We start from the raw sequence: 26,996 nt of genomic DNA on the forward strand, positions 1-26,996 counted from the left end.
GGTTTAAAACAAAACATCCAATATCAATTAGCAAACAAGACGAATGGTTTTGTACCATGTGGAACAACTGGCGAATCACCAACTTTATCCTTTGAAGAATGGGAAGTAATTATCCGTACCACAGTTGAATCCGTCGCAGGCAAAAAGCCAGTGATACCAGGAACAGGAACTAATTCAACTGATAAAACTATTAAACTCTCGCAACGAGCAAAAGAATTAGGTGCTAATGCTTGTCTTATTGTGACTCCATATTACAATAAACCAACTCAAAACGGACTCTATCAACATTACCGAGCTGTTGCCTCGTCCGTAAAATTACCAATAATTATTTACAACATACCAGGTAGAACTGCAGTAAATATGCTTCCGGAAACAATGGAACGATTACATAAGGAATTTCCTGATATAATTATTGGCGTTAAAGAAGCCTCTGGTAATTTAGACCAAATTACCGAAATAATTAATCGCTGTGGTAAAAATTTTACTGTGCTCTCGGGTGACGATACTTTAACCTTACCAATTTTATCAGTGGGCGGCAAAGGAGTCATTTCTGTAATTGCCAATATCGTACCGAAGACATTAGCAGAAATGATTGAGTATTTCTTCAAAGGTGAGATTAAAAGAGCATACGAATTAAATACGAAATTATTTACTTTAAGCAAAGTGATGTTTATTGAAACCAATCCTGGACCAATAAAATATGCAATGTCGGTCTTAGGAATGCCTTCCGGACCATTACGATTACCCTTAACCTTACCTTCTAAAAAAAATCGGGCTGTTATCAAAAAAGTCTTGCTTAAGTTTTACAAATCAGAAATCAAAATCTAAGGCAATTGTAAAAAGCTTTTCTGAGATTATGATTAAGGTCATTTTAGTTGGTGCTTGTGGAAAAATGTCGAGTGCCTTAGTATCCGCAATTTCGCAGGAAAAAGATATTAAAATTGTGGCTGGAATTGAAGCATCGGGGCATCCTTTAATCGGAACACCAATTGGCATAGGATTTATTCAAGATAATTTGTCGAAAGTAATCCATACTGCAGATATTGTGGTAGAATTTGCAATTCCTGAAATTACGCTGGATAATGTCAAAATTGCTGCCAATGCCAGAAAACCTTATATTATTGGCACGACCGGATTAAAGGATATAGATGCCATTAAAAAATACTCAAAAAAGATACCAATTCTAATTTCAGCCAATTTTTCGTTAGGAATAAATTTACTTTATAAATTAACAGAGATTTCCGCAAATTTCTTAAGAGACTTTGATATTGTAATTGTCGAATCTCACCACAAAATGAAACGCGATGCGCCCAGTGGCACGGCTAAAAATTTGGCTGAGATTATAAGAAAAACCGACAGTAAAAATCAAGAGGTCAAAATACATTCTATTCGAGCCGGTGATATTGTGGGTGAACATACAGTTATGTTTACCGGCAAGGGGGAGCGATTAGAATTAGTGCATCGAGCCACTAATCGGAATGCTTTTGCTTCTGGTGTTCTCAAGGCAATTCGCTTTCTGGTAAGACAAAAACCAAGATTTTTTGGTATGGATGATATCTTTTTAACTAAACCGACATCTCAATCTTAAGTCTTTCTTTTGTTTCTCAATCCTCGTAACTTTTTCTACAGAAAATTTTACAACAAAATCCTTTGGGGGTAATAGACAATTTGATTTTCTCGGGTATATTATATATTATTACCTAATCTCTCAAAATGTCGAATGGTAACAATCTACGTATCTACGGATTCTTTATTAAAAAACCGCTAATCCATAAAGACTACTTCTCAATAAATTTTTTGATGCGGGCAATTGCTTCCTGAATATTTTCGATAGAATTAGCATATGAAAAACGGATATATCCTTTGCCATATTCACCAAAACAGGTTCCGGCTAAGCAAGCGACTCCGGCTTCGGATAGTAGTCTATCAGCAAGTTCCCGGTGGTCATAACCAGTTTTCTGGACATTAGCAAAGACATAGAATGCGCCTTGGGGTTTCTTACAAGAAATCCCCTTGATTGAATTTAAGCCTTCAACAATAACATCTCTACGTTTGTGAAATTGTTGTCGCATTTTTTCTGGTTCAATTTGTGAATCAGTTAATGCAGTGATACAGGCTCGCTGGATAAAGGTCGTTGTGCAAGAATTAATATTTGTTTCAATCCGAGCCAGTTCTTTGGCTAAATCTGGATGCATTATACCATAACCAATACGCCAACCGGTCATTGCATAAGTTTTAGAAAAACCGTCAAGGATTATGGTTCGGTCCTTCATTCCCGGATATTTAGCAATCGTCTCGAATTTTTCTTCGTAGATTATTCTTGAGTAGACTTCGTCAGATAGAATCCAAAGATTTTCGTACGGCTCAAGAATTTCAGCCATCTCTTTTAAATAATCCCCATTCATCACACTACCACAAGGATTATGCGGTGAATTAAGTATTAGCAGTCGGGTCTTCTTATTTAGTATTTTTTTAAGATATCTCAGATCAGGTAAAAAGTCATTTTTTTCCAAAAGTGGTAGCGGGACTGCTTTACCACCCATAAACTTTATCATTGATTCATAGATCGGAAAGCCGGGATTAACATAAATAACTTCGTCATTGTCTTCAACTAATGCCATTATGGCAAATGACATTATTGGTTTTGCTCCAGGAGTGACGACAACTTCATCAGGCGTAAATGTCATACCGCGTAATTCGCCCGCTTTTTCTGCAATGACGTTTCTTAACTCTGGTAAGCCTTGCGATGGTCCATAATGGGTGTAACCTTCGTCAATAGCTTTTTTGGCGGCTTCTTTAATATTCTGCGGGGTATCAAAGTCCGGTTCACCGATTTCAAGATGAATAATGTTTTTCCCTTGGGCTTCAAGTTGGCGGGCACGAACTAACACATCAAATGCTGTCTCCGTTCCCATTTGTGTCATACGATATGATTCAGGAAGTCCACAGGCTAAAGTACAGGCTTTAATTTTTTTGACTCGTTTTGCTTTTTTTATCGGCATTTAATCTCCTTTTATGTTTTTATATTGGCATCTTCATCTTTATTTTTTTGCTTTTTCTTAGCATAAAACTGAGATAATACTACAAAATCAATCAGGTAAACTGTTTGTAGTTCTCTGCGGCTTGAAGGCTAAAATTACCTCGGACATTTTCTATTCATCTTTACAAAATCATAAACTTCCTTGGCTTTTTGTGCGATATGTTCACCTGAGACTTCAAATTCCCACATTAGTTCCCAAGGTTGACCAGATTCGCCAAATCGGTCTTTGACACCAATCATTCCTAATAAAATATTTCTTCCATAAAGTTCTTTTGCTTGGGTAATTACTGCGGAAACTCGATTTCCCAAACCACCAACTTGATGTTCTTCAGCAGTAATAATCACATCAGTATCTAAGGCACATTTAATAATGGTTTGCTCATCTAATGGTTTTAAGGTATGCATATTAACTACTCGTGTTTCCAAACCGAAATCATTTTTCAAAATCCAAGCCGCACGCATTGCTTCAGGAACCATTGGTCCACAGGCGATAATTGTTAGGTCTTCATTCTCTGATTTATACTCAGGTGCTAAATAGACATCAAAGGCATCCAGAAAATTATCTTTTTCTTGTCGAAAACGGTAGATATTAGAAACACCCCAGACATAAGGAGTTTTTTCTGTAGTCACAATCGGTGTTGCTTCACGAGCAAATCGAATATATTTAGGTCCTTTAATATTAAAAAGCATATATTCAGTAGCCCGTTTGGTCTCCAAAGCATCACAAGGCACAGAAACGTGCATATTAGGTAGTCCGCAAATCTGAAACAAATCTTCTAAGGTTTGATGGGTCGCACCATCAGGACCTACTGAAACACCGCCATGAGCACCGGCAATAAAGACATTGAAATTGCCATAACAGACGGTTGTCCGCAACTGGTCTAAATTCCTACCGGAAGCAAATACCCCATAAGTTCCAAAAACCGGCAGTTTACCTTCTTTGGCTAGACCGGCAGCTAAAGCAGTTGCTGATTGTTCTGCAATACCTGCAGAAATCCAGCGGTTTTTTCGTTCAGGATGTTTTTCATAGAAATAACTGATAGTAATTGAACCGGAAATATCAGCACCAATACAGACTACTCTTGGGTCATCTCCATGTTCTTCTAATGCTTTACCAAATCCGAAACGCGTTGGTTCCATTTTGACTTTCATATTAGGTTGCCGATTCCAGAAATAGTCTCGGCTGAATTTAGGGATTTTTTGCGATAACTTAGCATCAACTTCTTTTTGGTAATCTTCTGCTCGTTTGAGTAATGCCGGAATATTCAATTTTTCACTTAAGCCGAGTTCCGCAACTGCTTTTTTCATCTCTTCGACACTAGGTGCTTTGCCATGCCAACCCGCAACATTCTCCATAAAACTGACGCCTTTGCCTTTTACCGTATGAGCAATAATTACAGTCGGTTTTCCTTTTATTGTTTTGGCTTCTTCAAATGCCGAAAGAATCTGTCCCATATCATGACCATCGATTTCAATAACATGCCACTTGAATGCTTCATATTTTTCTCTTAATGGGTCAATATCTTGCACATCCTTAACCCAGCCATCAATTTGTAATCGATTCTTATCAACGATTGAGCAGAGGTTATCCAGTTTCCAGTTACCGGCTTCCATTATTGCTTCCCAGATTTGACCTTCTTGCAATTCGCCGTCACCATTAAGCACATACACTCGGTAGTCCTTGTTGTCTAATTTCCCTGCCATAGCAATGCCCACACCGATTGAAAGCCCCTGTCCTAATGAACCAGTTGAGGCTTCAACCCCAGGTAATTTTAGCCAATGGGGATGGCCTTGATAAGGCGAATAGAGTTTACGCAGTCGAACTACATCTTCAATATCATAATAGCCAGCAGCACCTAAGCCAAGATAAAGACTTGGTGCTTTATGGCCTGTTGACCAAATAATTCGGTCGCGGTCTTGCCAGAAAGGATTTTTCGGGTCATGACGGGCAACTTTTAGGTATAAAGCAGCGGTTATATCCATAATTGACATTGTGCCACCTGAATGGCCTGAACCTGCAGCAGCCAATGCTACCATATTATAACCGCGCATTAAATTTGCCATCTCTTTTAATTCTTCTATGGAATAATCTTTGATAATTTTACCTGATTTTGAATCGACTAATGGCATTTGTCCTCCGTAGATTTACACTTAAACTTCATATTTGATTTTATCTCGTCATTTTATAAATTTCCCATTGAATTCAATTCTTCTATTTATCTCAACTTATACGCCTTAACCTAATTTTTACCTCTTAGGAATTTTCTGATAATCTTCAAAAAACTTTTTAATTCCAATATCAGTAAGCGGATGTCCAACCATCTGTTTAAGCACTGCAAACGGAACAGTGGCGATGTGCGCACCCATTCTTGCCGCTTCAACCACATGTAATGGATTTCTCACACTGGCAACAATTATTTCCGTCTCAAATCCGTAATTATTGAAAATTTGCACAATATCGCCGACAATATCCATTCCGAAGTGGGAAATATCATCTAATCTACCGACAAAGGGACTAATAAAAGTTGCTCCGGCTTTTGCGGCTAAAATTGCTTGATTAGGACTAAAGACCAGTGTCACATTGGTTTTGATGTTTTTAGTTTTAAGGATTTTTACTGCTTTGAGACCTTCAGTGCCCATTGGGATTTTAATCGTAATGTTTTTCGGATTAATCCTTGCCCAGTCTTCGGCTTCTTTTACCATTCCTTCAACCTCAGTGCTAATAACTTCAACTGAAATCGGACCGTCAACAATTTGACAAATTTCTGTAACACATTCTTTAATTTCCCGGCCCGTTTTGGCAACTAAAGTCGGGTTAGTCGTAACACCATCAAGAATTCCCCAACTGGCAACTTCTCTTATTTCTTTAACATCTGCCGAATCAATAAAAATTTTCATAGCGTGCCTCCAAGAAGATAAAATGTTAATTATTGATAGTAATTGGCAAACTAAACTTAATGCGATTAAAAAAGAATAACCCTACCAAAGTTTCTCCGAGAGGGTTCTTCTTCCTTACCATTCAGCATAATTTTACTAAAAAAAGTTACCTTGTCAATGATAATCTAAACGGAATTCTGCAAAAGTCAATTTTGCCACTGGCAGTATAAGAGTGTTCTGAAAAAGGTGCCACTGAAATTACAGAAAAATAAGAAAATTATTCGGCGAGTCCAATATCTTCAATGGTAAGAATTGACTTTTTCAGTGTTCTCTATAGGAATTAATTATTGAATACTTCCTGTAATCTTTGCGTATCTTCTCAGATACAGATGCGTGCTGCAAATGATTTCAGAGACTCTTTTTAGAGTTCTTTCTTAAAAGAAGTGATGAACTTACAAAGATACAGAAAAAAAATGTTAGAACCTTCTGTGACTTCGTCCAATAAGGAATTGGGTTATTATTACTTAATTCACCACACATAAGTTGGCAGAAATATTATGAAAAAAGGATGCGAAGGAATTTCTTATTAGAAGTACTACGGAACTAATTTTTCTCTATGGCATAATTAAAGATATTTAATACCCAGTTGGGGTGGATACATTGAGAGTTATCTTTCTTTTGTGTTCTTTCCTAATTCCGTGACAGCCAAGTAAATACTAATACCAATAATTACACCGCCAAAGATTTCTTTAATAGTTGGTAATTGTTTTAAGATTAACCAGGCTAATACTGTTGTGCCGAGAGGTTCGCCCAAAATTGTCATTGCCACTACCGGTGCAGTCAAATAACGCAAAGCCCAGTTAAAACTCGTATGACCAATCAACTGAGGTCCAATTCCTAATAAAGCAATAAAAAGATATGATTGAAAGGTATAGCCGAAAAACTTATTTCCAGTTATTAATACTGCTAATACTAATATAATTGCTGAAGTTGTATACATAATATATATGTAAGCAAGTAGTGAGACTTGAGGACGGACTTTTCTACCGATTAAAAGATAACCACTAGCACATACAGCACCACCTAATGCCAAAAAATTTCCTTTAGTGATTGTAAAGGATGTAATCCCTTGACTAGCAATAATCATTGTGCCGATAAATCCAAGGATTATTGCAATAATAATTCTTAAAGAGACTCTTTCACGCAAAAGTAAAGGCGAAAAAATTGCAACAAAGATAGGGTCAGTTGCGACTAAAACAACTGAACTCGGAATTGAAGTGTGATTCAATGATTCTATCCACATTATAAAGTGTGCAGATAAAAATATACCTGAAAGAATTATCAAATACCATTGGGAATGTTGAATTTCGCTGCGTAATCTAAAAAATTGCAACCAGAACAAAGGTTGCAAAACAATTGCCGCAATTGTCAATCTTCCTGCAGCAATAACAATACTTGGCGCATTAGTGAGTTTAATCAGAATCGAAGCAAACGAAAGTGTAATTAATCCCAGACTAATGTACAGCGCTATTTTTAATCGAGACATAGACTTTGATTATATTTTAGAAACAATTAAAATCAAGACAATTTCTGAAAAAGTATTGTTCAAGAACACTATCTGCTAACCACGAACTGCGAGAAACATAGCGCAAGCATAACTGTGCTTCTCCTATAATCAATCTTTGGTAGAAATTGACCTTTGCATAAGGCTCAATCAAGAGAACTGTCGAGTACACAAATATTATTAAACCCCGAAAGCGCAAAACCTAAAAATTAATTTCCAACGAAAATACTCAAACAGCAATATCGATAGTTTGTGTACACTGAAAATTCTCTCTTTTGACCATTTTTTGAGCATATCCCCTAGCCCCGGGCTAGGGTAGGGTTGGGTCTATCCTAACAAAATCCTAACATAAAAGTATGGCGGGATTATCTTGTATGAAGTAGATAAGGTCGCCTAAGGGTTAGTGGTTTATCTCCTTTATTAACTTCTATTTTTAACTTGTTAGTCTTTCTAAATGCAGTGTGAGCAAATTGTCTTATAGTAAGCCAGCAAATTCTTATCTCAAGATGAATAGTGAAGTCGCTGGTATAATGTAGACAACTAAATCAAATAAGAAGAAAGTCAATATACTTGTCTTAAATAAAACCAACCCCATTAAAATCAAAATAATAGATATAAGAATTTTATCGTGGTGTTATTTTTTGTAGATTCAGATAACTCGATTTTTATTTGGGATTAAGCACATTTCTTTATTTATTGAACTATTTTTAACTTTCTAAAAAACTAACCATGAAAACACAAAAACAAACTTTTAGAGATGACTTTTAATGTCTTAAAATTTTCCTGTCTTCACAAGTTTCTACATAAACACTTGTTTTTCTGAGTATCTTCAAGAAAAGATAACTTCTATTGTACTTTTGCGATGAAACTTTGAAAAGTGTCTCTGAATTTACAAAAGATAAAGAATATTAATGATTTCTATATATGCTGTGATAAAAATTGGTTTATCAGAATTTCAACATCCTTATCCTTGACATCATACTTATTGTCTGGTTAAACTATTGTTATGAATAAATTTCCGAAACCCAATGTAGTAGTCAGTAAATGTCTTGGTTTTGCTAAATGTCGTTATAATGGCGATATGATACTTGATTATGTCGTTGAAAAATTAAAACCTTATGTTAATTATATACCAGTATGTCCAGAAGTTGAAATTGGTTTGGGTGTTCCTCGAGACCCAATTCGAGTTGTTATGTATAGGGGTAATTTACATCTCTATCAACCAGCAACTAACCGCGATGTCACCAAAGAAATGGTATCATTTGTTGATAAATATCTCAGTTCTTTATCTGAGATTGATGGCTTTATCCTAAAATACCGTTCACCGTCATGTGGCATAAATAGTGTGAAAGTGTATCAGAGTTTTCATCCTGAGGCGCGTTCTTCTCCTGGCGCAGGCTTTTTTGGTAAAGAAGTTCTACAACGATTTAAGGGTTTAGCAATTGAAGATGAAGGAAGGTTAAAAAATTTCACTATCAGAGAATATTTTTTTACCCAATTGTTTACACTGGCTCAATTTCGTCAAACGAAAAAGACAAAACAAATGAAAGAATTAGTGCGATTTCACACTATTAACAAATTATTATTTATGGCGCACAGTCAAGTAAAATTAAGAGAATTGGGTAAGATTGTAGCAAACCAATCCCGAATAAAAATTAATGCAGTTTTAGATGCTTATGAGAAAACTTTATATGAATTATTTAAAAAACCGCCGACATTCTCATCTTGGATTAATGTTTTGATGCATGCTTTTGGTGGAGTAAGCGATGAGTTGAGTAAACCGGAACGGAAATTCTTTTTAGATTTAATTGAAGAATATCGTGATGAACGAATTCCATTAAGTGTTTTGACCAAAATCATTCAAAGTTGGGCCATGCGATTTGATAATCAATATTTATTAGAACAGACCTTCTTAAATCCATTTCCTAAGCAGTTAGTCGAAATTACTGACTCCGGCAAAGGTAGAAACCGATGAGAATTGGTTACCCTTGTATTAATCGGTCAATTGGCTGCACTGCCAACACTACTTTTCGGCTGGCATCTTATTCGGAAAAAAATCTGAAAGAAAAAGTTGCAAATAATTTAAATTGTCTTGAGCAGATATTGAAATATAATGTCGCCCATAATCTATTATTTTTCCGCCTCAGTTCCGATATTGTGCCGTTTGCTTCTCATCCGATTTGCACTTTTAATTGGCAGAAATATTTCCAGAACCGATTTGCGGAAATTGGTAAATTTATTAAACGACACAGGATGCGTATCTCGATGCATCCAGACCAGTTCGTTTTGATTAATTCCCCAAACCAAGATGTTGTGCAAAGTAGTATCAGAGAATTAATCTATCATTGTGAAATATTAGACCTGTTAGAACTTAATTATACGGCAAAAGTTCAAATTCATATTGGCGGTGTATACAAAGATAAGACCTCGGCAACAATACGATTTATTAATGAATATAAAAAATTACCTCAAATAATTAAGCATCGTCTGGTGATTGAAAATGACCATATCTCTTATACTCTTAAAGATTGTCTTTTCGTCCATAATGAAATTGGCATTCCGGTTTTATTTGATTCCTTCCACCACGAATGCTTAAATAATCAAGAGACAATAAGGCAGGCGATGTTATTAGCAAATAAGACCTGGGCTAAAAAAGATGGAGTCTTAATGGTTGATTATAGCAGTCAAAAGCCCAAAGCAACTAAAGGCACGCATAGCGAACATATCAATTTGCGCCATTTTACTAAATTTATTCAGGAGACGAAAGATATCAAATATGACCTTATGCTGGAAATAAAAGATAAAGAAAAATCAGCAATAAAGGCAATTAGATTAATCAAAAATTCATAGGAATTTATCCATATCTTTTTGAATTAATTACCGATTCTTTACCTCAGACTAAATTCTAATAGTTTTCTTCTCCTTAAATTTATTTTTTAGTTCGGGCTAATAACTTTTGACAAGCAAAGTCTAATGCCTGTTTAGGCGTCATCTTATTTAAGGTCGGTGGCTCTAATCCGTCACTAATAAGAATGTTTCTGCCTTCAAACCAAACTTCGCCTCTTGGTTCAAATACCGCATTTTCCATTTGTAAATAAGCATCTTTTAAGCCAGGCGTCTTTTGAAAATGCTCTTGCATCCGAGAATCATCAAGTGCACTTTTTTGAATTGGCACATAATAAGTGCCTAAAGACCAGCGAATTTGATTCTCTTTGCTGATAAACCATTTGATAAACTGCCAGGCTGCATCTTTTTGAACTTGGTTTGCTGACTTAAACAGTCCAATATTTGTGCCATAAATAATTGCGGCTGGTTTATTCCAAATAGGTAAAGGCGCCATTCCAATGGGAAAACTCTCCACTCCTTGCATTACTGCTCGTCGAGCACAACTAAACGGAACCATTGCCAGCCGGCCGGCTAAAAAATCATCAATTAAGTCTGCACCGGTTTTAGGACTTTGGACACTATCTTTATATATCAAATCAACTTGAAATTGCAACCCGCGCACTGCTTCTGGACCATTAAATAAAGGCTGGTTGTGCTCTTCATCATAAAGTCTGCCTTCTTGTTGGTGCAACATTGAAGCAAATATCCAAATATCAGTTCCATTTGCCGTTGGCGTGATTGAATTGCCCAATCTCTTTTTTAACTGAAAACAAACCTGCCTAAACTCTTCCCAGGTTTTAGGAAAACTTTTGATACCGGCTTTTTGAAAAAGGTCAATATTATAATAATAAACAGGCACGCTCTTATTAAAAGGTAAAGTAATAATTTTGCCATTCCAAGTATTATTTGCCAAAAGCACAGGCCAGATGTCATTAATTTCGTTTGGAGTCAATCCGTTTTTACCTTTAACATAATTATCAAGCGGTTCTAAATAGTTATGGTTTAAAAGTTGTGTTGTCCAATTTTCATACATTTGGGCAATAGTTGGCGGTTGATTAACTGCAGACGCGCTCATTAGTTTTTGTGCCAATGTATTATAATCCGCCATATTAACTAACTTAATATCAATGTGTTTATGGGTTGATTCGAAGTCAGCCACCATTGCCTGTAAGACTTTCTCAACATTCCCTCCCATCGCATGCCAAAAAGTTACCTCTATTTTTTTACTCGATTGCTTAGTGCAAGCAATCATAAAAAATATCAATCCCAAAATTAATAATATTTTTTGTCTCATATTAATATTTTAATATTTTATTAAATTTAGTCAAATATTTTTACAAGACCTGTCTAAAGGATATGCTCAACAAAGTAAGATTAAAAGGACTATTAGAATACCGCCGCCGAAATGCGTCTTTCCCAATTATTCATTATCTGATCAAAACTTAATAAAAGTATTTATGATAAATTTTAATTTTTTTATTATATTATTTACTGAAAGTTTGGCCAAAATGCATGGAAGACCAAGAGCAAATTCAAAAATTGCCGTGCCTTAAGTAGTATTTTTCAGAGGTGCTTTTAGAGAGCCCGGAAAAAGTCAAGTTTTGCCGATTAATGTCCTGAACTTACCGAAGATTGCTTTTATTTTGTTGTGTTTCTTGGATAGAAATGCGTACCTCAAGAGAGTTCTGTGCCACTTTCAGAAATACTTTTTAATTACGCTTGACAAAATGATAATTTTGGATAAAAATTATAAGTATAAGTTTTGCTATGATAAGTTTAATAACTTATTTTCATTATGATAAATTTTCCTATTTCTTAAATCATTATCTCTATTTGACTGTACAACTTCGATCTCGTATTTTCTATCTCAAAGTTCAAAAACCTGAGTCAGTGAAAAAATTACTAAAATGATACTTCAGTTTTTCTATGCATTATGCAAAACAGTATATCCGAAGAATTTTTTCAATTAATAAATTATCAACAAATCCAAACATAAACCTTAAATAGATTAGGAGTTGTTTTGAGTAAAATTGTTGAATGTGTTCCTAATTTTTCTGAAGGTCGTAGAACAGAAGTAATTGATAGTATTATTAAAGAAATTCTATCTGTAGAAGGCATTATTCTCCTTGATAAAGAAATGAATGCTGACCATAATCGGGCGGTCATCAGTTTTGTTGGCGAACCGACTCAAGTTGTCGAAGCAGCCTTTCGAGGCTGTAAAAAAGCCGCCGAACTAATTGATTTGAACCACCATCAAGGCGAACATCCCAGAATTGGTGCGACCGACGTAATTCCCTTTATTCCCATTGCTAATATAACAATGGAGGAATGTGTTTGTTTAGCAAAAGAATTAGGTAAAAGAATTGCCGAGGAACTTAATATTCCAGTTTATCTATATGAATCTGCCGCAACCAGACCAGATCGAGTTGACCTGGCAAATATCCGTAAAGGCGAATTTGAAGGATTAAAAACTGCAATTAAAACCGACCCATCTCGGGCACCGGATTTTGGTAAGCCTGAATTACATCCCACGGCCGGGGCGGTTGTCGTAGGTGCCCGTTTCCCTTTAATTGCTTATAATATCAATCTCAATACAACTGATGTAAGCATTGCAAAAAAGATTGCTAAAGCGATTCGATTCCGGGATGGCGGTTATCGCTATGTTAAAGCCCTGGGCTTTTCAATCACCGAAAAGAATTGTGTGCAAGTTTCCATAAATATGACCAATTATCTGGGAACACCGTTATATCGTGTTTTTGAGACTGTTAAAAGAGAAGCCGAACGCTATGGAGTGACAATTAGAGAGAGCGAAATTGTTGGTTTAGTACCTCAAAAAGCGTTGATTGATAGTGCAGTTTATTATTTGCAATTAAATGAATTTAATTCCGAGCAAATTTTAGAATCAAAACTGACCAGTGCCAAAGGTAAAACTATTGAAGAATTTTTGTTTGAACTTAGTCAACCAACGCCGACTCCGGGTGGTGGCTCTTGTTCAGCCTTAGCCGGAGCCGTCGGTGCTTCGCTATTATTAATGGTGATAAATTTAACCCTTGCTAAACCATCATCAGAAGAAATTGTAAAAGAACTAAATGAAATTAAAGATAAAATTCAGTTGGCGCAAAAACAGTTTTATGAACTTATCCATCTTGATGCGGAAAGTTTTAATCAAGTTATTCAAGCCTACAAATTACCCAAAGCCACTGACGAAGAAAAAAAGGTTCGTAAAGAAAAAATTCTTCAGGCATTGAAAGATGCTTGTCGGATTCCAGAACAAGTATTTGATTTAGCACTTTCCACAATTAACTTAGCAAAACCCATTGCCGAAAAAGGTAACAAAAACGCCATTTCTGATGTGGGAGTTGCCATATCTTATCTCAAAACTGCTATGGAGGGTGCTCGACTTAATATTTTAATCAATCTTAAATCAATTAAAGACATTATCAGAGTTGAACCCGAATATAAAAACTATGAAGTATATATTAATGAAACAAAATTAAGAATTAATCCGTCAACGCTTGAAATTGAAAGTATATTTAATAAAATTAACCAAACATTGTCTGAAAATCTTTAGATAAAATAAAAAAGTGATATTTATAATTAAAAAATGAACCTTTTTAGGTCGATTTTTAAGCCGGTCAAAACGGATATGCGTTTTTGTGATTTACATATCCATACGGTTTTCTCTGACGGACTGCTAACTCCAGAACAAGTGGTAATCAAAGCCAAAGAATGCGGTTTATCAGCAATTGGTATTGTCGACCATGATTCGATTGGAGGAGTTGAACCGGCAAAACGCCAAGGAAAAAAAGAAGGCTTAGAAGTAGTTCCCGCAGTAGAAATGAGTTGTGTTCTTGGCGAAAACGACATCCATATTATCGGCTATTATATTGATTATAAAAATAAAAAATTGAAAGAGTTCCTTGCTGATATTCAACAAAAACGTGTTGCTCGTGCGAAATCAATGGTAGAAAGACTTGCCAAACAAGGCGCAAGAGTTGATTGGCACCGAGTATTAGAATTAGCCGGGGTAGGTTCGGTCGGTCGACCGCATATTGCCCAGGTATTAGTTGAAGAAGGATATGTTTCCTGTTATGATGAGGCATTCTGGAAATTTCTTGGTTATCATTGTCCGGCGTATGTACCGAAAGAAAAACTTTCACCCAAAGAAGCCATCAAACTTATTCGTCGATTTCACGGTATCCCGGTATTGGCTCACCCGATGAGTTATCAAAACCGAGCAATGATTAGTTTTCTGATTGATGAAGGTATTGTCGGATTAGAAGTCTGGCGAGTGGAGCATACTGAAAACGAGATTAATTTTCTTTTAAATTTAGTGATGATTAGAAATTTAGTTGCGGTTGGCGGTTCTGATTGTCATGGCGGTCGCAAAGGAAAAATTCTAATTGGTGAATTAAAAATACCTTACCAATATCTCGAGAGATTAAAACATGCTCGATAGAATGATTCTTAATAAAATATTTTTATTAGCGATGCTATTTAGTGGATACACTATAGTAGTTGGTCAAAATCTAATCATTGCCCGCTTAAAGTATTCTGGTGGCGGTGATTGGTATAATGACCCTGATGCAATTCCTAATTTAGCAAAGGAAATGAATAAAAGAACTAATTTGAAAACAGAGGAATATGAAAAAGTTGTTAGTCTTAATGATGAAAAATTATTTAACTATCCGTTTTTATTTATGACAGGACACGGTAATGTTACTTTTTCGGATGATGAAGTGAGACGATTAAGGACTTATCTTATTCTTGGCGGATTTTTATACGCTGACGATGATTACGGAATGGACGAATCTTTTCGACGCGAGATAAAAAAAGTTTTCCCGGAAAATGAATTAGTAGAACTTCCTTATGAACATCCAATTTACCATCTTATCTATAAATTTCCTTCAGGATTACCTAAAATCCATGAACATTATGAAGGAGCCCCTAAAGGTTACGGTATCTTTTATCAAGGACGGTTAGTCGTTTTTTATACCTGGAACTCTAATATTAGCGATGGCTGGACCGAAGCCCATGATGACCCAATAGAAAAACGCGAAGAAGCTTTCAAAATGGGTATTAATATCATTGCTTACGCATTAACCCATTAATTCTTTGGCATCGGGCTTGTTCAAAGAATACACAATTAAGTAACAGATGCAATTTTATCGAATTTTTTGTTGGTTTTGCGGTATATCATTTTGGGGTAATCTCTTAAATGCACAAAATATCCTATCAAACAAAAAATTCTCTTCTCGCGTAGTAATAAATGAAGTTATGGCAAATCCCAAAGGAACGAATACATCAGCACTTTCTGCCGAAGACCGTAATGAATTCATTGAACTTTATAATATAACTGCTGATACAGTTGATTTATCTGGTTGGCGAATCTATGACTTTCAATCTTATGACAACATTATTCAATGGTCCGATACCACTCTGCTAATCCGTTATCCCAATGTAGTTATCAATTCTACTTTGCTTCCGCCTTACAGTTTTGCCATAATCTTAGACCCAGAATATACTGCGTCTAATCCAGTAGGTGGTTACATTCAACCTTATCAATTACCTGACAGTCTTTTAGTGCTTACAATAGGTAACACTGCTTTCGGTGATAATGGTTTAGCCACAACTGACCCAATTTTACTTTTTTCACCAACAGGCGATAGTTCCAGTTATGGCACACCATTTAACCCTAATGACTCTTTTCCTCGCCGGGATTATGGTTCTACTAACGACGGTTTGTCTTGGGAAAGAATCTCACCTTGGGCTGAAGATAGTATTATTAATTGGATTCGCTCCTTAGATACTACCGGCTCAACCCCAGGCAGAGATAATAGTATATTTTCCTATTATGATTTAGCGGTCAGTGGTTTTGAACATAGCCCGGTTATTATTACTGAAAATCAAAATGTTACGATGTTTATAAAAGTTACCAATTATAGTTACCAATTTGTTGGACCATGCACTTTGAATGTGATTAACGACATCGACCGAGATGGTTTTGAAGATTCTGGAGAGAGATTGTATATCTGTTATGACTTATCAATCTTACCTCAATCGGAGACGACGCTCAGTTTTGTCTGGCAATTAGTGCCTAAAGGCGAACATCTACTTGAAGCAATTGTCGTTTTTGCTCGAGACCAAAAACCTAACAATAATCGAATATCAAGAATTATCCGGGTGACATCGCCTACTGGTAATTATTCGCTTACTAATAAAATCTTCAGTCCTGATGGCGACGGCGTTGATGACACTCTATTTGTCCAATACAATTTTCCTGAAACTAAAGGAACATTAAAAGTTTCTATTTATAATTTAAACGCCCATTTGATTAAAACCTATGAATATAAGAAACTGACAACTCAAAACGGAGTAATAACCTGGGACGGCAAAACAGAAAATGGTAATCTCGCACCAATTGGCATTTATATCGTGCTTTTAGAATATAAGTCTAAAAATTACTCAATTACGGAAAAACATTCTACAGTCTTAGCTAAAAAGATAAAATAATTGACAAACTTATCTTATTTATACTGATATTGAGAGTGTTCTGAAAAGTGGCACAAAACTCTCTTACAGCACGCATTCCTATTTAAGAAAACACAACAAAATAAGAGTAGTGTCCATTAGTTCAGTATATTAATCGGCAAAACTTGATTTTTTCTATGCGTTCTATTGACTTATATTGACAATTATATTACTATTAACAGATGGCACCATTTAGAATTGGATTTAGATTTCTCCAATATTACTTCATTAGTGGAATCGTTATTTTAGCCGGTTTTTGGTTTTTTTATACTCGTTATCTTGTTCAACAGTTGGAAAAAGAAACTGCGGTTCGCTCGCGAATCTATGCTCAATATATGCAACGAGCCACTGAACCCAGTAGTGAAAGTTCGCCGGAATTAGATGTAATCTTTGAAGAAGTTATTAAGAAAATTGACTTTCCGGTAATTATTACCGATGCTGAAGGTAATCCTATCTCTTATATAAATTTACCCGAAAGAAACCCCACGCCAGAGAGATTGAAAGTTTTAATGGCCCGTTTAGATAATGAGCATGCACCAATTCCGCTTACTATAACGCTTAATGATACAATTAAAAAACTCGGAGAGATTCACTACGGAATGCCGAATTCTGTAAAAGCGCTTAGATTATATCCTTTTTTACAACTCGGATTTCTTGTGCTTTTTATATTTATTGGTATTTGGGGAATTATTATCTATCACCGAAGAGAGCAAGAATTAATTTGGACGACTTTAGCCAAAGAGACGGCGCATCAATTGGCAACGCCCATTTCTTCTCTTTCAGGATGGATAGAAACACTCAAATTATCGCAAAATCAATTCCCGGTTAGCCCTGATATGTCTTCAGCCAATCAAAAACCCCAGTTGTCCTTAGCGCTTAGTCAAATGGAAGAAGATATTATGCGAATGAGAGAAGTATTGGAACGATTTAGTCGTATTGGTCTACCGCCGGAATTAAAATTGCGTCAGCCTAAAGAGATAATTGAACCAGTAATTCTTTTTATAAAACGCCGCACTCCTAAAAGTATTGAGTTCATTTCTAATATTGAGTTTAATCCCAATATTAAAGTAGACGAGGTGTTATTTTCTTGGACAATAGAAAATTTATTGAAAAATAGTGTTCAAGCCATTGGCACAAATCCTGGTCAAATAGAAATCACAACAAAACCGTATCGAAATTATGAATTTTTAGAAATTGACATTATTGATAGCGGCGAAGGAGTTAAATCTGCACTAATAAAAGATATCTTTAAGACCGGCGCCACGACAAAAAAATACGGCTGGGGTGTTGGCTTAACCTTAGCCAAACGAATCATTGAAGAATATCACAAAGGTAAACTTTTTCTCAAAGAATCAAAACCCGGTCGCACTGTTTTCACAATCCAATTACCAATTGCCGAGGTCGTAAACGAAAAATAAGATGATAAATCGCAAAATGAAACTATTATGGATTGATGATGAGGTGGATTTTTTAAGACCTTATGTTTACTTCCTACAAGAAAAAGGCTATGAAGTTGAAACTGCCAGCAATGGTCCTGATGGTATCCAACTTGTAAAGCAACGGAATTTTGATTTGGTTCTATTAGATGAAATGATGGTCGGGATGGATGGTTTGACAGTACTTCAAACTATTAAAGAAATCGACCCTAACATTTTAGTGGCAATGGTTACTAAATGTCAAGAAGAAGAGATTATGAATCAAGCATTTGCTCAACTAGTCGATGATTTTATTGTAAAACCATTTACGCCAGTTCAAATTTTAGCCGCGCTTAAAAGACTTGTAGAGAAAAAGACCATAATTGCCGACCATATTAAGCGCGATTTTACCAAAATTTTTCTTTCTCGTTCGCAAATCAACACTTTTGAAGATTGGGTTAACCATTATAAAAATATTATCCGCTGGCAGAATTTAATTAATCGATTCGGTGATGAAGTCCTTCAACAGAGTTTTCATGACGAAAAACGCGAGAGCAATCGACAATTTGTTGATTATATTGTGGAAAACTATCGGTCTTGGCTAATTGAGCAAAATAAAGGACCGATATTATCGCATCAATTTTTAAGACATTTTGTCTTGCCGAAACTTCGAGAAAAAACTGTATTTCTTTTTATTTTTGACTCAATGCGGTTAGAACAATGGTTAGCCTGCGTTCCATTTATAAAAGAATTCTTTGATATTAAAGAAGAGTATTATTGTTCTTTACTGCCGTCTGCTACCCCCTATGCTCGAAATGCAATATTTGCTGGAATGTTGCCCTTAGAGATTTATCGCCGATGTAAAAGTGATTGGGTATTTGATGACACTGCGCAAAATCGTTTCGAACCAGTACTACTTCAAAAGTTTCTTCAATCTTATGCCTATAATAATAAAGTGTTATACTTAAAAACCAGCAGTAACGAAGATATTGAAAACAGTCAAGAAAGTCTGCTTCAACTGCAACCAATAAAAGATAATAATGGGTATTATCCATTAGCAACTGTGATAATAAATTTTTTAGACCTTCTGATTCATTCCACAAAAAGTGCCCGACTGATTGAAGAACTAATAACAGATGACCAAAGTCTTCTGAATATTACTCGTGTCTGGTTTGCGAGTTCATCGATACTATCATTACTCAAAAAGTTGAAGAGTCGTAATTGTCACATTATTATTACTTCGGACCATGGCTTTATTAAGGTTGAACGGCCAACAATCATTACCGGCGGAAGAGAAATTTCCGCTAACCTTCGATATAAATACGGTGGGGCGTTAAAAGTCGACCCCAAAACTGCTATCATTCTTAATCAACCGGAAGAATATATGTTACCAGCAGAACATTTGGGAATTAGATTTGTTATTGCCAAATCTGATTACTATTTTATCTACGGCACAAAGCCAAAAGAATATGAGAAAACCTACAAACATAGTTATCAACATGGTGGTGTATCAATGGAAGAGATGATTTTACCGGTTGCTTTTCTAAGTTCAAAATGAGAATTGTAAAAATGAGGTTTTGTCAGAAGTTGTTTATTATTAGAAAAAAGAATTAAGTCCAATAAAAAGGAGGTGATATAAAATGTTTAAGGAATTCAAAGAATTTGCGATGCGAGGCAATGTTATTGATATGGCAATTGGAATCATTATCGGCGTTGCTTTCGGCAAAATAGTCACATCTCTTGTCAATGATATTATTATGCCGCCGATTGGTTTACTGCTTGGTCGCATTGACTTCTCTAATCTATTCATTAATATCTCAGGAAAACATTACGCAACACTTGCTGAAGCTAAGTCCGCTGGTGCCGCAACAATAAATTACGGAGTGTTCATTAACACAATTATCGATTTTTTAATTGTTGCATTTATCATATTTCTGATAATTCGTCAAATCAATCGCTTAAAACCTAAACCTATCCCAGCCGAACCGACAACAAAAGAATGTCCTTATTGTTGTTCTACAATACCGATTAAAGCCACTCGCTGTCCACACTGCACTTCAGAACTAAAATGAGTTAGTTATCGACTTCTGAAAATCATATTATACCCAAACTATTATAGATTTATAAACATCTATCCTAAGTTTTATTTTACAGCAGATAGTATTGTTTTGACCCTCAAACTTTCTTTTTAATTAATTATCTTAAAGCAAACTTGAAATTAATGTTAAATGCCAACAAAGAAAATAATAATTATTAACAACATCTAACTAAAAGTACTTTATACTTTTGGGTTCTCTATCTCAAATAAAAAGAGAAAGTTGGGGATGTTAATATTAAACCCAAAATGTTTGAACCCAATACACTTATACCTACAATAAAAGAAGAAAATAAAAACGCAAAGATAACCATATATTAATTATTTTATGAGTTAGAATTATAAATGAAGTGTTCGGAAAAAGCATCACGGAACTAACTTGCAAGACGCATCCGTATCGGAGAAGACACAGCAATACAAGAACAATGTTCAGTAAGTTCAAGATATTAAGCGGCAAAACTGAACTTTCTCAGAACACTCTAAATGTTGTTGCTTGGACAAGATTGTTTGGTTGTGATAAGATTTTATGGAAGAGAATTCAAGTTATATTTAATAAGTTTTTTATATTTAATAGGATTTTCGAAGATAAGAAGAAAAAGTTATCAAGAAATACTTTTTGCTTTTCGCTAATTCTTTTATTTAACCTTACAACTCTTTTTGCCTAACAGACGAATAATTTGCAGTGACTGGATGAAATATCATAGCAATATGCAAAAAAGAGTTTACTCAAGTTATATACATTAAAATTATGAAATATTTTCCAATTTTATTTCTATTTTTATTATCTCCTTCAGTTATATACCTGACTGTGCAAACGGACAATGGATGGACACAACAATTCCTGTAGGAACTAATCCTTTTTACCTTTGTTGGAATGCTACTAATAATAAGGTTTCCTGTGCTAATGCGGTGAGCAGTGATGTATCTGTGATAGATGGCACAACTAATCAAGTAGAAACTATAATTCCGGTTGGAGTCCAACCTCGTATTCTATGTTGTAATTTAATTAACAATCGTATCCATTGTGCGAATTAGGTTAGTGATGACATTACGGTGATTAATGGAAGTACCAATCAAGTGATAACGACTATTCGGAATTTCTCCCGGCCTTTTTGGTATATGTTGGAATTTTATTAACAATCGGCTTTATTGTTTAAGACTCAGTCACAACATAATCGTAATTAATGGCGCAATCAATCAAGTAATAACCACTAATAGTCCTTCAACTCTTTTGTGCCAATGCCATGAGCAATAATATCACTGTAATTAATTGGATTACAAATCAAGTAATAACCACTAATAGTCCTTCAACTCTTTTGTGCCAATGCCGTGAGCAATAATATCACTGTAATTAATTGGATTACAAATTACGTAATAACCACAATTCCCGTAGCAAATAGTCCTTCAACTCTTTTGTGGCATTCTATTAACAACAAAGTCTATTGTGCTAATTATAATAGAACAATATGTCGATTATTGATGATACCACAGACTCGATTGTGACTACAGTTGCAATTAAAAGTTGTCCTGTGGTTTTATGTTGGATACGATTCAAAATAGAACCTATGAGGCAAACCACAGGAGTAATACTATTTCAGTAATTCGGGATGTGATGTCAGGAGTTGAACAAAACGCTCAGACAAATAAGAAAGACATATTAACAACCTATCCCAACACCACAAAATCACAGGTTGTGATTGATTATGAATTACTGCTGGTAGGGTAGTTAATTTCAATATCTATGATATTTTGAGAAGAAGAATTACCACTTTACCAGTTGACAACGAAAAGCAAAGAATAAAATTGGTCTGCAAAGATAGTCAAAGCAAAAAAGTTAGTCAGGCGCCTATTTGCTAATCCTTTATGTAGATTCAAGCCGAGAACTAACCGAGAGAATATTGGTAGTTAAATAATCATTAAAATTTGATACAAACATAGATTGCTAAAGAATTTTGTCAGCCGGTCTGTTTGACATAGTCGGCAGAAGATTAGGCAACTTGTTCTGTTATCCCATTGATAATCCAGAGGTTAAATCAAAGGGCAAAACAAAGGGCTATCTGAAAATTTGCTGGTTGGGCAATCCGGTAGGTATGCCCCTCGGTTGCCCACCGGTATGCCCCTTGGCTTGCCCCCTGGCTTGCCGACCGGCTCACCTATTAGGCAACCGAGAATGTCCATTAGGCCACTCAAGAAAATAATTTTCAATATAATAATCCTTACCCGATGACTAATAACAAGCAAAAACCACTTGACTAATAACAAGCAAAAACCACTCTTTTATGATAAGCCGACTATTCTACCATTTTCGTCAATATCAATCTTCATTGCATTAGGAGTTTTGGCAAGACCTGGCATTAAGGTAATATCACCGGCTAAGGGCACAAGAAATCCTGCGCCAGCAGAAATATTAATATCTGTAATTGTAATCTTAAAGTTTTCTGGTCGGCCATAAAGAGTTGGGTCATCACTCAAGGAGCGGTTAGTTTTGGCAATACAGATTGGCAATTTTTCATACCCTAATTTTATAATCCGAGCAATATCTTTTTCTGCTTTTGGTGTATAGACAACCCGATTAGCGCCATAAATCTCAGTCGCGACTTTTTCGATTTTAGTCTCAATTGAATCTTCTAATTCATATATTGGCTGGGGATTTGATGGATTTTGCTCAACGGTCTTGATTATCGTCTCGGCCAATTCGATTGCACCTTTACCACCTGTATGGAAACTATAAACTTCTACGCAAGGAACTTTATTTTGAGCACAAAATGCTTTTACATTTTCAATCTCATCTTTAGTATCACCAGAAAATATGTTTAAGGCAACTACGGAAGACATTCCCAATTTTCTTACATTCTCAATATGTTTTGCCAGATTGGAAAATCCTTTTTGGAGATGTTCGATTGTGCCTGATTTTAAGTCTTTTTCATTTGCTCCACCGTGTAATTTCAATGCTCTGATTGTTGCCACAATTACTGCTACATCAACCTTAAAACCGGCAACCCGTGACACAATATCAATAAATTTTTCTGCTCCTAAATCAGAACCAAACCCGGCTTCAATTACAACATACTCAGCAAGTTTTAACGCCATTTTAGTTGCAATCACACTACTTGTGCCATGAGCAATATTGGCAAATGGTCCGGTGTGAATAAATGCTGGCGTATGTTCAATGGTTTGGACTAAATTCGGCTTTAAGGCATCCTTAAGTAATACTGCCATCGAACCACAAACTCCTAAATTACCCGCAGTCACTGGATTATTATTTATATCAAAAGCCACTAAAATTCGACACAGTCTCTGTTTTAATTCACTAAGAGAACTGGATAAACCCAAAATTGCCATTATTTCGCTTGCTGCGGTAATGATAAAACCGTCTTCTCTGGCTGGCCCGTTAGTCTTACCACCTAAACCGACGACAATATTTCTTAAACTCCGGTCATTCATATCCATTGTTCGCTTAAACACAATTTCTCTTTCATCAATCTGTAATTTATTACCAAAATGGATGTGGTTATCTAATACTGCGCATAAAAGATTATGAGCCGAGCCAACTGCATGAATATCGCCGGTAAAATGTAAATTAATATCTTCCATTGGAAGAACCTGGGCGTAGCCACCACCAGCCGCACCGCCTTTTATCCCGAATACTGGACCTAAAGAAGGTTCGCGTAGGGTAACAATTGATTTTTTGCCGAGTTGATTAAATGCCATACTTAAACCAATAGCGACTGTGGTCTTACCTTCACCAAAAGCAGTTGGTGTGATTGCTGTAACCAGAATCAATTTACCATCAGGATTGGATTTAATTTTTTCATAGAACTGAAGTGAGATTTTAGCTTTATATCTACCACAAGGAAGCACAAAACTTTCATTAATACCCATCTTGTCTGCAAGAACTTCAATGGGGATTAGTTTTGCACTCTGAGCAATCTCAATGTCAGTCTTCATACAATCATTAATTTAGTTACTTTATATTGACTACAAGGAAGTATAAATTTCTCGTCAATTCCCATAAGTTCAGCAAGAGATTCAATTGGATTAGTTTTGCAGTTCGAGCAATCTCAATATCAGTCTTCATACAATAAAAGTTCAATTACTAAGACACAAAAATTTAAACATCTTTCTATCATTTCTTATCTTTCTTACTTATCCTTTTTCCTTTGTTCTTCATATCCTATGCTTTACTTCTCTTCTTAATCTTAATGAATTAGTCACTACATTTATTGAACTTAATGCCATGGCGGTTTCGGCAATAATCGGATGTAGTAATCCCAGAATTGCCAATGGAATCGCGATTGTATTATAAAAGAATGCCCAGAATAGATTCTGTTTAATTTTACGAAAAGTTGCTCGGGAAAGTTTAATTGCGGTCACAACACCATAAAGACTTCCCCTGACCAAGGTAACATCTGATGCCTCAATTGCAATATCTGTGCCGGTTCCGAGGGCAATACCAACATCGGCTTGAGTCAATGCTGGCGCATCATTTATACCATCACCAACCATTGCAACAATTCCGTATTCTTTTTGAAGCTCGGCAACTGCTTTCTGTTTATCTTCAGGCAGAACATTGGCAACAATCCTTTCAATACCGACTTTCTGACTAATTGCTTTTGCAGTTCGTTCATTATCACCGGTAAGCATAATAAGATTTAATCTCATTTTCTTTAATTCTTCTAATGCCGATTTCGAGTCATCTTTCAAAGTATCAGCAATTGCCATTAATCCGGCTAATCTTTGGTCAATTGCAATTAATATCACGGTCTTACCTTCATCTTCTAATTCAGTTATCTTATTATTTATTGGAGAATAATTGATATGCAACTCATCAAAAAATATCTTATTGCCAACGATAATTTTTCTATTATTGACCATACCGATAATGCCTTTTCCTGAAATGGCGTTAAATTTATTCGGCGTACTGATAGTTATACTTTTTGATTTTGCTTTCTCGATAACGGCTAAAGCCAGTGGATGTTCTGAACCTAATTCCAAACTTCCCGCATATGCTAACAATTCATTTTCATTCACAGCATCATCCGTAATAATATCAGTAACTTCTGGTTTGCCTTTAGTGATTGTGCCTGTCTTATCGAACACTACTGCTTTTACTTGCTGAAGCATTTGAATCGCTTTGCCGGACCTAAACAAAATCCCTTTTTCTGCTCCAATACCTGAACCGACCATTAAAGCAGTCGGTGTTGCTAAACCCAAAGCACAAGGACAGGCAATAACTAAGACTGCAACGCCCGCAAATATTGCTAAGGAAATCGAAGATAAATATGGATTGACCCAAGGTAAAATATCATTTGCCCAGAATAGAATATTTCTTAAATAAGGTGCCAAAAACAACCAGATGAAAAATGTTGTAATTGCAATTACTATAATTATTGGTACGAATCGTGCAGTGACTTTGTCTGCAAATTCTTGAATTGGCACTTTTGAATTTTGACATTCTTCCACTAACTTTATTATCTGGGCTAAAAAGGTATCTTTACCCACTTTTGTTGCTCTGATATGGAGTAATCCGTTCTGATTAATTGTTGCACCAATAACTGAATCGCCGACTTTTTTCTTAACTGGTAAAGATTCACCGGTTACCATTGATTCATCAACACTGGATGTACCCCAAATTACTTCACCATCAGTCGGAATTTTTTCTCCGGGACGCACCACCATTATATCATTTACTTTCAATTGTTCAATTGGGATTTCTTGTTCTTGATTATTTACTATAGTTCTAACGGTTTTTGCGCCGAGTTGTAGTAATCGTTTAATTGCCTGAGATGCTTTGCCCTTAGACCTGGCTTCGATATACCGACCGGTAAGATGGATTGCCATTATCATTCCAGCAATACCAGCATAATTTTCAATTTGAAGATTAAAGATTTTCAAAACACCGCTAACTAAAGCAGTGATTGTGCCGATTCCAATCAAAACATCCATTGATGCTGAACCGTGCCTAATAGAACTGATACCCGATTTTAATGTATTAAATCCAGGAACAAAAACTGCTAAACCACCAAGAATTAGCATAATGTGTTCAATATAAAAAATATGAATATTAAATACCATATGCAACAGCATTAAAACGACAAGTGGAATTGTAATTATCCAGACAATAATCAATCTAAATTTTGCTTTCTGCCACAGTTTTTGTGAATCACCTTCAATCTCTTTCTCTTCTATAACATCATAGCCAACTGTTCTGATTGTCTCTTTGATTTTATTAATACTTGTGCGGTTTTTATCAAACTCAATTGTGGCATTCTCTCCTGCTAAATTTACTGCAACCTTATTAACTCCAGGTAGTTTCTTTAATGCATTTTCAATGGTTAAAACACAACCAGCGCAAGTCATACCTTTTATTGGAATCGTTATTGTTTCATTTTTGTCGCGCTTTTTCATTTCTTCAGGAACAGGGATAAAAAATTTCGGGAAAGCAAGATATTTTTCTGGCTCGGCTTTGAATTTTTCTAAACAGGATATACTGCAGAAATGATAGGTTATGCCTTGATAGTCAAATCTACCGGCTTCGTCTGATTCACTAACCTCCATCCCGCAGACCGGGTCTTTATATGTCATATT

General features: G+C 35.6%; 21 protein-coding genes. 14 read left to right on the plus strand and 7 right to left on the minus strand.

Features of this window, described 5'->3' with window-relative positions; all coding sequences use genetic code 11:
• Both dapA and dapB read left to right on the plus strand, forming a co-directional pair.
• A partial coding sequence (gene dapA, locus N2201_00360) for a 4-hydroxy-tetrahydrodipicolinate synthase (protein MCX7784675.1) occupies window positions 1–828 on the plus strand: 828 nt, incomplete at its 5' end.
• A gap of 28 nt (window positions 829–856) precedes the next feature.
• The gene (dapB, locus tag N2201_00365; GenBank protein MCX7784676.1) at window positions 857–1,588 is read left to right on the plus strand and encodes a 4-hydroxy-tetrahydrodipicolinate reductase; all 732 of its coding nucleotides are present in this window, start codon (window positions 857–859) and stop codon (window positions 1,586–1,588) included.
• A gap of 190 nt (window positions 1,589–1,778) precedes the next feature.
• Here the strand turns inward: dapB and N2201_00370 are convergent, their stop codons facing one another.
• From N2201_00370 to N2201_00385, 4 genes are all read right to left on the minus strand, one after another.
• Window positions 1,779–3,002 (minus strand): pyridoxal phosphate-dependent aminotransferase, encoded by a 1,224-nt coding sequence (locus tag N2201_00370; GenBank protein ID MCX7784677.1) that lies wholly within the window; start codon window positions 3,000–3,002, stop codon window positions 1,779–1,781.
• Window positions 3,003–3,136: 134 nt separating this feature from the next.
• On the minus strand, window positions 3,137–5,170 hold the full coding sequence (locus N2201_00375; protein MCX7784678.1) for a transketolase: 2,034 nt from the start codon (window positions 5,168–5,170) through the stop codon (window positions 3,137–3,139).
• Between the two features lie 117 nt (window positions 5,171–5,287).
• Window positions 5,288–5,938, minus strand: coding sequence for a fructose-6-phosphate aldolase (fsa, locus tag N2201_00380; GenBank protein ID MCX7784679.1), 651 nt, complete (start codon window positions 5,936–5,938; stop codon window positions 5,288–5,290).
• 646 nt (window positions 5,939–6,584) lie between these two features.
• A complete protein-coding gene (locus N2201_00385) occupies window positions 6,585–7,463 on the minus strand; it encodes a DMT family transporter (GenBank protein MCX7784680.1) in 879 nt (292 codons plus the stop codon).
• Between the two features lie 1,024 nt (window positions 7,464–8,487).
• Between N2201_00385 and N2201_00390 the strand changes: the two genes are divergently transcribed.
• Together N2201_00390 and uvsE are read left to right on the plus strand one after the other, a co-directional pair.
• Window positions 8,488–9,456: a DUF523 and DUF1722 domain-containing protein gene (locus tag N2201_00390; GenBank protein MCX7784681.1), complete on the plus strand. Its 969-nt coding sequence runs from the start codon at window positions 8,488–8,490 to the stop codon at window positions 9,454–9,456.
• On the plus strand, window positions 9,453–10,331 hold the full coding sequence (gene uvsE, locus N2201_00395; protein MCX7784682.1) for a UV DNA damage repair endonuclease UvsE: 879 nt from the start codon (window positions 9,453–9,455) through the stop codon (window positions 10,329–10,331). The genes N2201_00390 and uvsE overlap by 4 nt, the downstream gene beginning before the upstream one ends.
• A 79-nt stretch (window positions 10,332–10,410) precedes the next feature.
• Here uvsE and N2201_00400 read toward each other — a convergent pair whose 3' ends face one another.
• Window positions 10,411–11,661 (minus strand): ABC transporter substrate-binding protein, encoded by a 1,251-nt coding sequence (locus tag N2201_00400; GenBank protein ID MCX7784683.1) that lies wholly within the window; start codon window positions 11,659–11,661, stop codon window positions 10,411–10,413.
• A 726-nt stretch (window positions 11,662–12,387) separates the two neighbouring features.
• Between N2201_00400 and ftcD the strand changes: the two genes are divergently transcribed.
• From ftcD to N2201_00450, 10 genes are all read left to right on the plus strand, one after another.
• Window positions 12,388–13,938: a glutamate formimidoyltransferase gene (gene ftcD, locus N2201_00405; protein ID MCX7784684.1), complete on the plus strand. Its 1,551-nt coding sequence runs from the start codon at window positions 12,388–12,390 to the stop codon at window positions 13,936–13,938.
• Between the two features lie 33 nt (window positions 13,939–13,971).
• The gene (locus N2201_00410) at window positions 13,972–14,826 is read left to right on the plus strand and encodes a PHP domain-containing protein (protein ID MCX7784685.1); all 855 of its coding nucleotides are present in this window, start codon (window positions 13,972–13,974) and stop codon (window positions 14,824–14,826) included.
• A gap of 1 nt (window position 14,827) precedes the next feature.
• Window positions 14,828–15,478, plus strand: a complete 651-nt coding sequence (locus N2201_00415) for a DUF4159 domain-containing protein (protein ID MCX7784686.1) — start codon at window positions 14,828–14,830, stop codon at window positions 15,476–15,478.
• Between the two features lie 46 nt (window positions 15,479–15,524).
• The gene (locus N2201_00420; GenBank protein MCX7784687.1) at window positions 15,525–16,880 is read left to right on the plus strand and encodes a lamin tail domain-containing protein; all 1,356 of its coding nucleotides are present in this window, start codon (window positions 15,525–15,527) and stop codon (window positions 16,878–16,880) included.
• A gap of 200 nt (window positions 16,881–17,080) precedes the next feature.
• Window positions 17,081–18,316 carry a HAMP domain-containing histidine kinase gene (locus N2201_00425; protein MCX7784688.1) on the plus strand — a complete coding sequence of 412 codons (1,236 nt, stop codon included), beginning with the start codon at window positions 17,081–17,083 and terminating at the stop codon, window positions 18,314–18,316.
• 1 nt (window position 18,317) lies between these two features.
• Complete coding sequence (locus N2201_00430) at window positions 18,318–19,871, plus strand: response regulator (GenBank protein MCX7784689.1); 1,554 nt, start codon at window positions 18,318–18,320, stop codon at window positions 19,869–19,871.
• 82 nt (window positions 19,872–19,953) lie between these two features.
• The gene (gene mscL / locus N2201_00435) at window positions 19,954–20,385 is read left to right on the plus strand and encodes a large conductance mechanosensitive channel protein MscL (protein MCX7784690.1); all 432 of its coding nucleotides are present in this window, start codon (window positions 19,954–19,956) and stop codon (window positions 20,383–20,385) included.
• Window positions 20,386–21,233: 848 nt separating this feature from the next.
• Window positions 21,234–21,443, plus strand: coding sequence for a hypothetical protein (locus N2201_00440; protein ID MCX7784691.1), 210 nt, complete (start codon window positions 21,234–21,236; stop codon window positions 21,441–21,443).
• A gap of 502 nt (window positions 21,444–21,945) precedes the next feature.
• Window positions 21,946–22,134: a hypothetical protein gene (locus tag N2201_00445; GenBank protein MCX7784692.1), complete on the plus strand. Its 189-nt coding sequence runs from the start codon at window positions 21,946–21,948 to the stop codon at window positions 22,132–22,134.
• Between the two features lie 226 nt (window positions 22,135–22,360).
• Window positions 22,361–22,606 carry a hypothetical protein gene (locus tag N2201_00450; protein MCX7784693.1) on the plus strand — a complete coding sequence of 82 codons (246 nt, stop codon included), beginning with the start codon at window positions 22,361–22,363 and terminating at the stop codon, window positions 22,604–22,606.
• Window positions 22,607–22,685: 79 nt separating this feature from the next.
• On the opposite strand, the gene N2201_00455 is transcribed toward N2201_00450, so the two are convergent.
• Window positions 22,686–24,356 (minus strand): formate--tetrahydrofolate ligase, encoded by a 1,671-nt coding sequence (locus N2201_00455; GenBank protein ID MCX7784694.1) that lies wholly within the window; start codon window positions 24,354–24,356, stop codon window positions 22,686–22,688.
• 219 nt (window positions 24,357–24,575) lie between these two features.
• Window positions 24,576–26,993, minus strand: coding sequence for a heavy metal translocating P-type ATPase (locus tag N2201_00460; protein MCX7784695.1), 2,418 nt, complete (start codon window positions 26,991–26,993; stop codon window positions 24,576–24,578).
• Between the last annotated feature and the right edge of the window lie 3 nt (window positions 26,994–26,996).

Source organism: candidate division WOR-3 bacterium (assembly GCA_026418155.1).
Taxonomy (GTDB): domain Bacteria; phylum Hydrothermota; class Tepidihabitantia; order Tepidihabitantales; family CAIPLT01; genus JAOABV01.

What these genes read in the sequence shown, in the direction of transcription:
- dapB (MCX7784676.1), top strand. Translation starts at nt 857, where the DNA reads ATGATTAAGGTCATTTTAGTTGGTGCTTGTGGAAAAATGTCGAGTGCC.
- N2201_00370 (MCX7784677.1), bottom strand. Translation starts at nt 3,002, where the DNA reads ATGCCGATAAAAAAAGCAAAACGAGTCAAAAAAATTAAAGCCTGTACT.
- N2201_00375 (MCX7784678.1), bottom strand. Translation starts at nt 5,170, where the DNA reads ATGCCATTAGTCGATTCAAAATCAGGTAAAATTATCAAAGATTATTCC.
- fsa (MCX7784679.1), bottom strand. Translation starts at nt 5,938, where the DNA reads ATGAAAATTTTTATTGATTCGGCAGATGTTAAAGAAATAAGAGAAGTT.
- N2201_00385 (MCX7784680.1), bottom strand. Translation starts at nt 7,463, where the DNA reads ATGTCTCGATTAAAAATAGCGCTGTACATTAGTCTGGGATTAATTACA.
- N2201_00390 (MCX7784681.1), top strand. Translation starts at nt 8,488, where the DNA reads ATGAATAAATTTCCGAAACCCAATGTAGTAGTCAGTAAATGTCTTGGT.
- uvsE (MCX7784682.1), top strand. Translation starts at nt 9,453, where the DNA reads ATGAGAATTGGTTACCCTTGTATTAATCGGTCAATTGGCTGCACTGCC.
- N2201_00400 (MCX7784683.1), bottom strand. Translation starts at nt 11,661, where the DNA reads ATGAGACAAAAAATATTATTAATTTTGGGATTGATATTTTTTATGATT.
- N2201_00410 (MCX7784685.1), top strand. Translation starts at nt 13,972, where the DNA reads ATGAACCTTTTTAGGTCGATTTTTAAGCCGGTCAAAACGGATATGCGT.
- N2201_00415 (MCX7784686.1), top strand. Translation starts at nt 14,828, where the DNA reads ATGATTCTTAATAAAATATTTTTATTAGCGATGCTATTTAGTGGATAC.
- N2201_00420 (MCX7784687.1), top strand. Translation starts at nt 15,525, where the DNA reads ATGCAATTTTATCGAATTTTTTGTTGGTTTTGCGGTATATCATTTTGG.
- N2201_00425 (MCX7784688.1), top strand. Translation starts at nt 17,081, where the DNA reads ATGGCACCATTTAGAATTGGATTTAGATTTCTCCAATATTACTTCATT.
- N2201_00430 (MCX7784689.1), top strand. Translation starts at nt 18,318, where the DNA reads ATGATAAATCGCAAAATGAAACTATTATGGATTGATGATGAGGTGGAT.
- mscL (MCX7784690.1), top strand. Translation starts at nt 19,954, where the DNA reads ATGTTTAAGGAATTCAAAGAATTTGCGATGCGAGGCAATGTTATTGAT.
- N2201_00440 (MCX7784691.1), top strand. Translation starts at nt 21,234, where the DNA reads ATGGACACAACAATTCCTGTAGGAACTAATCCTTTTTACCTTTGTTGG.
- N2201_00445 (MCX7784692.1), top strand. Translation starts at nt 21,946, where the DNA reads ATGTTGGATACGATTCAAAATAGAACCTATGAGGCAAACCACAGGAGT.
- N2201_00455 (MCX7784694.1), bottom strand. Translation starts at nt 24,356, where the DNA reads ATGAAGACTGACATTGAGATTGCTCAGAGTGCAAAACTAATCCCCATT.
- N2201_00460 (MCX7784695.1), bottom strand. Translation starts at nt 26,993, where the DNA reads ATGACATATAAAGACCCGGTCTGCGGGATGGAGGTTAGTGAATCAGAC.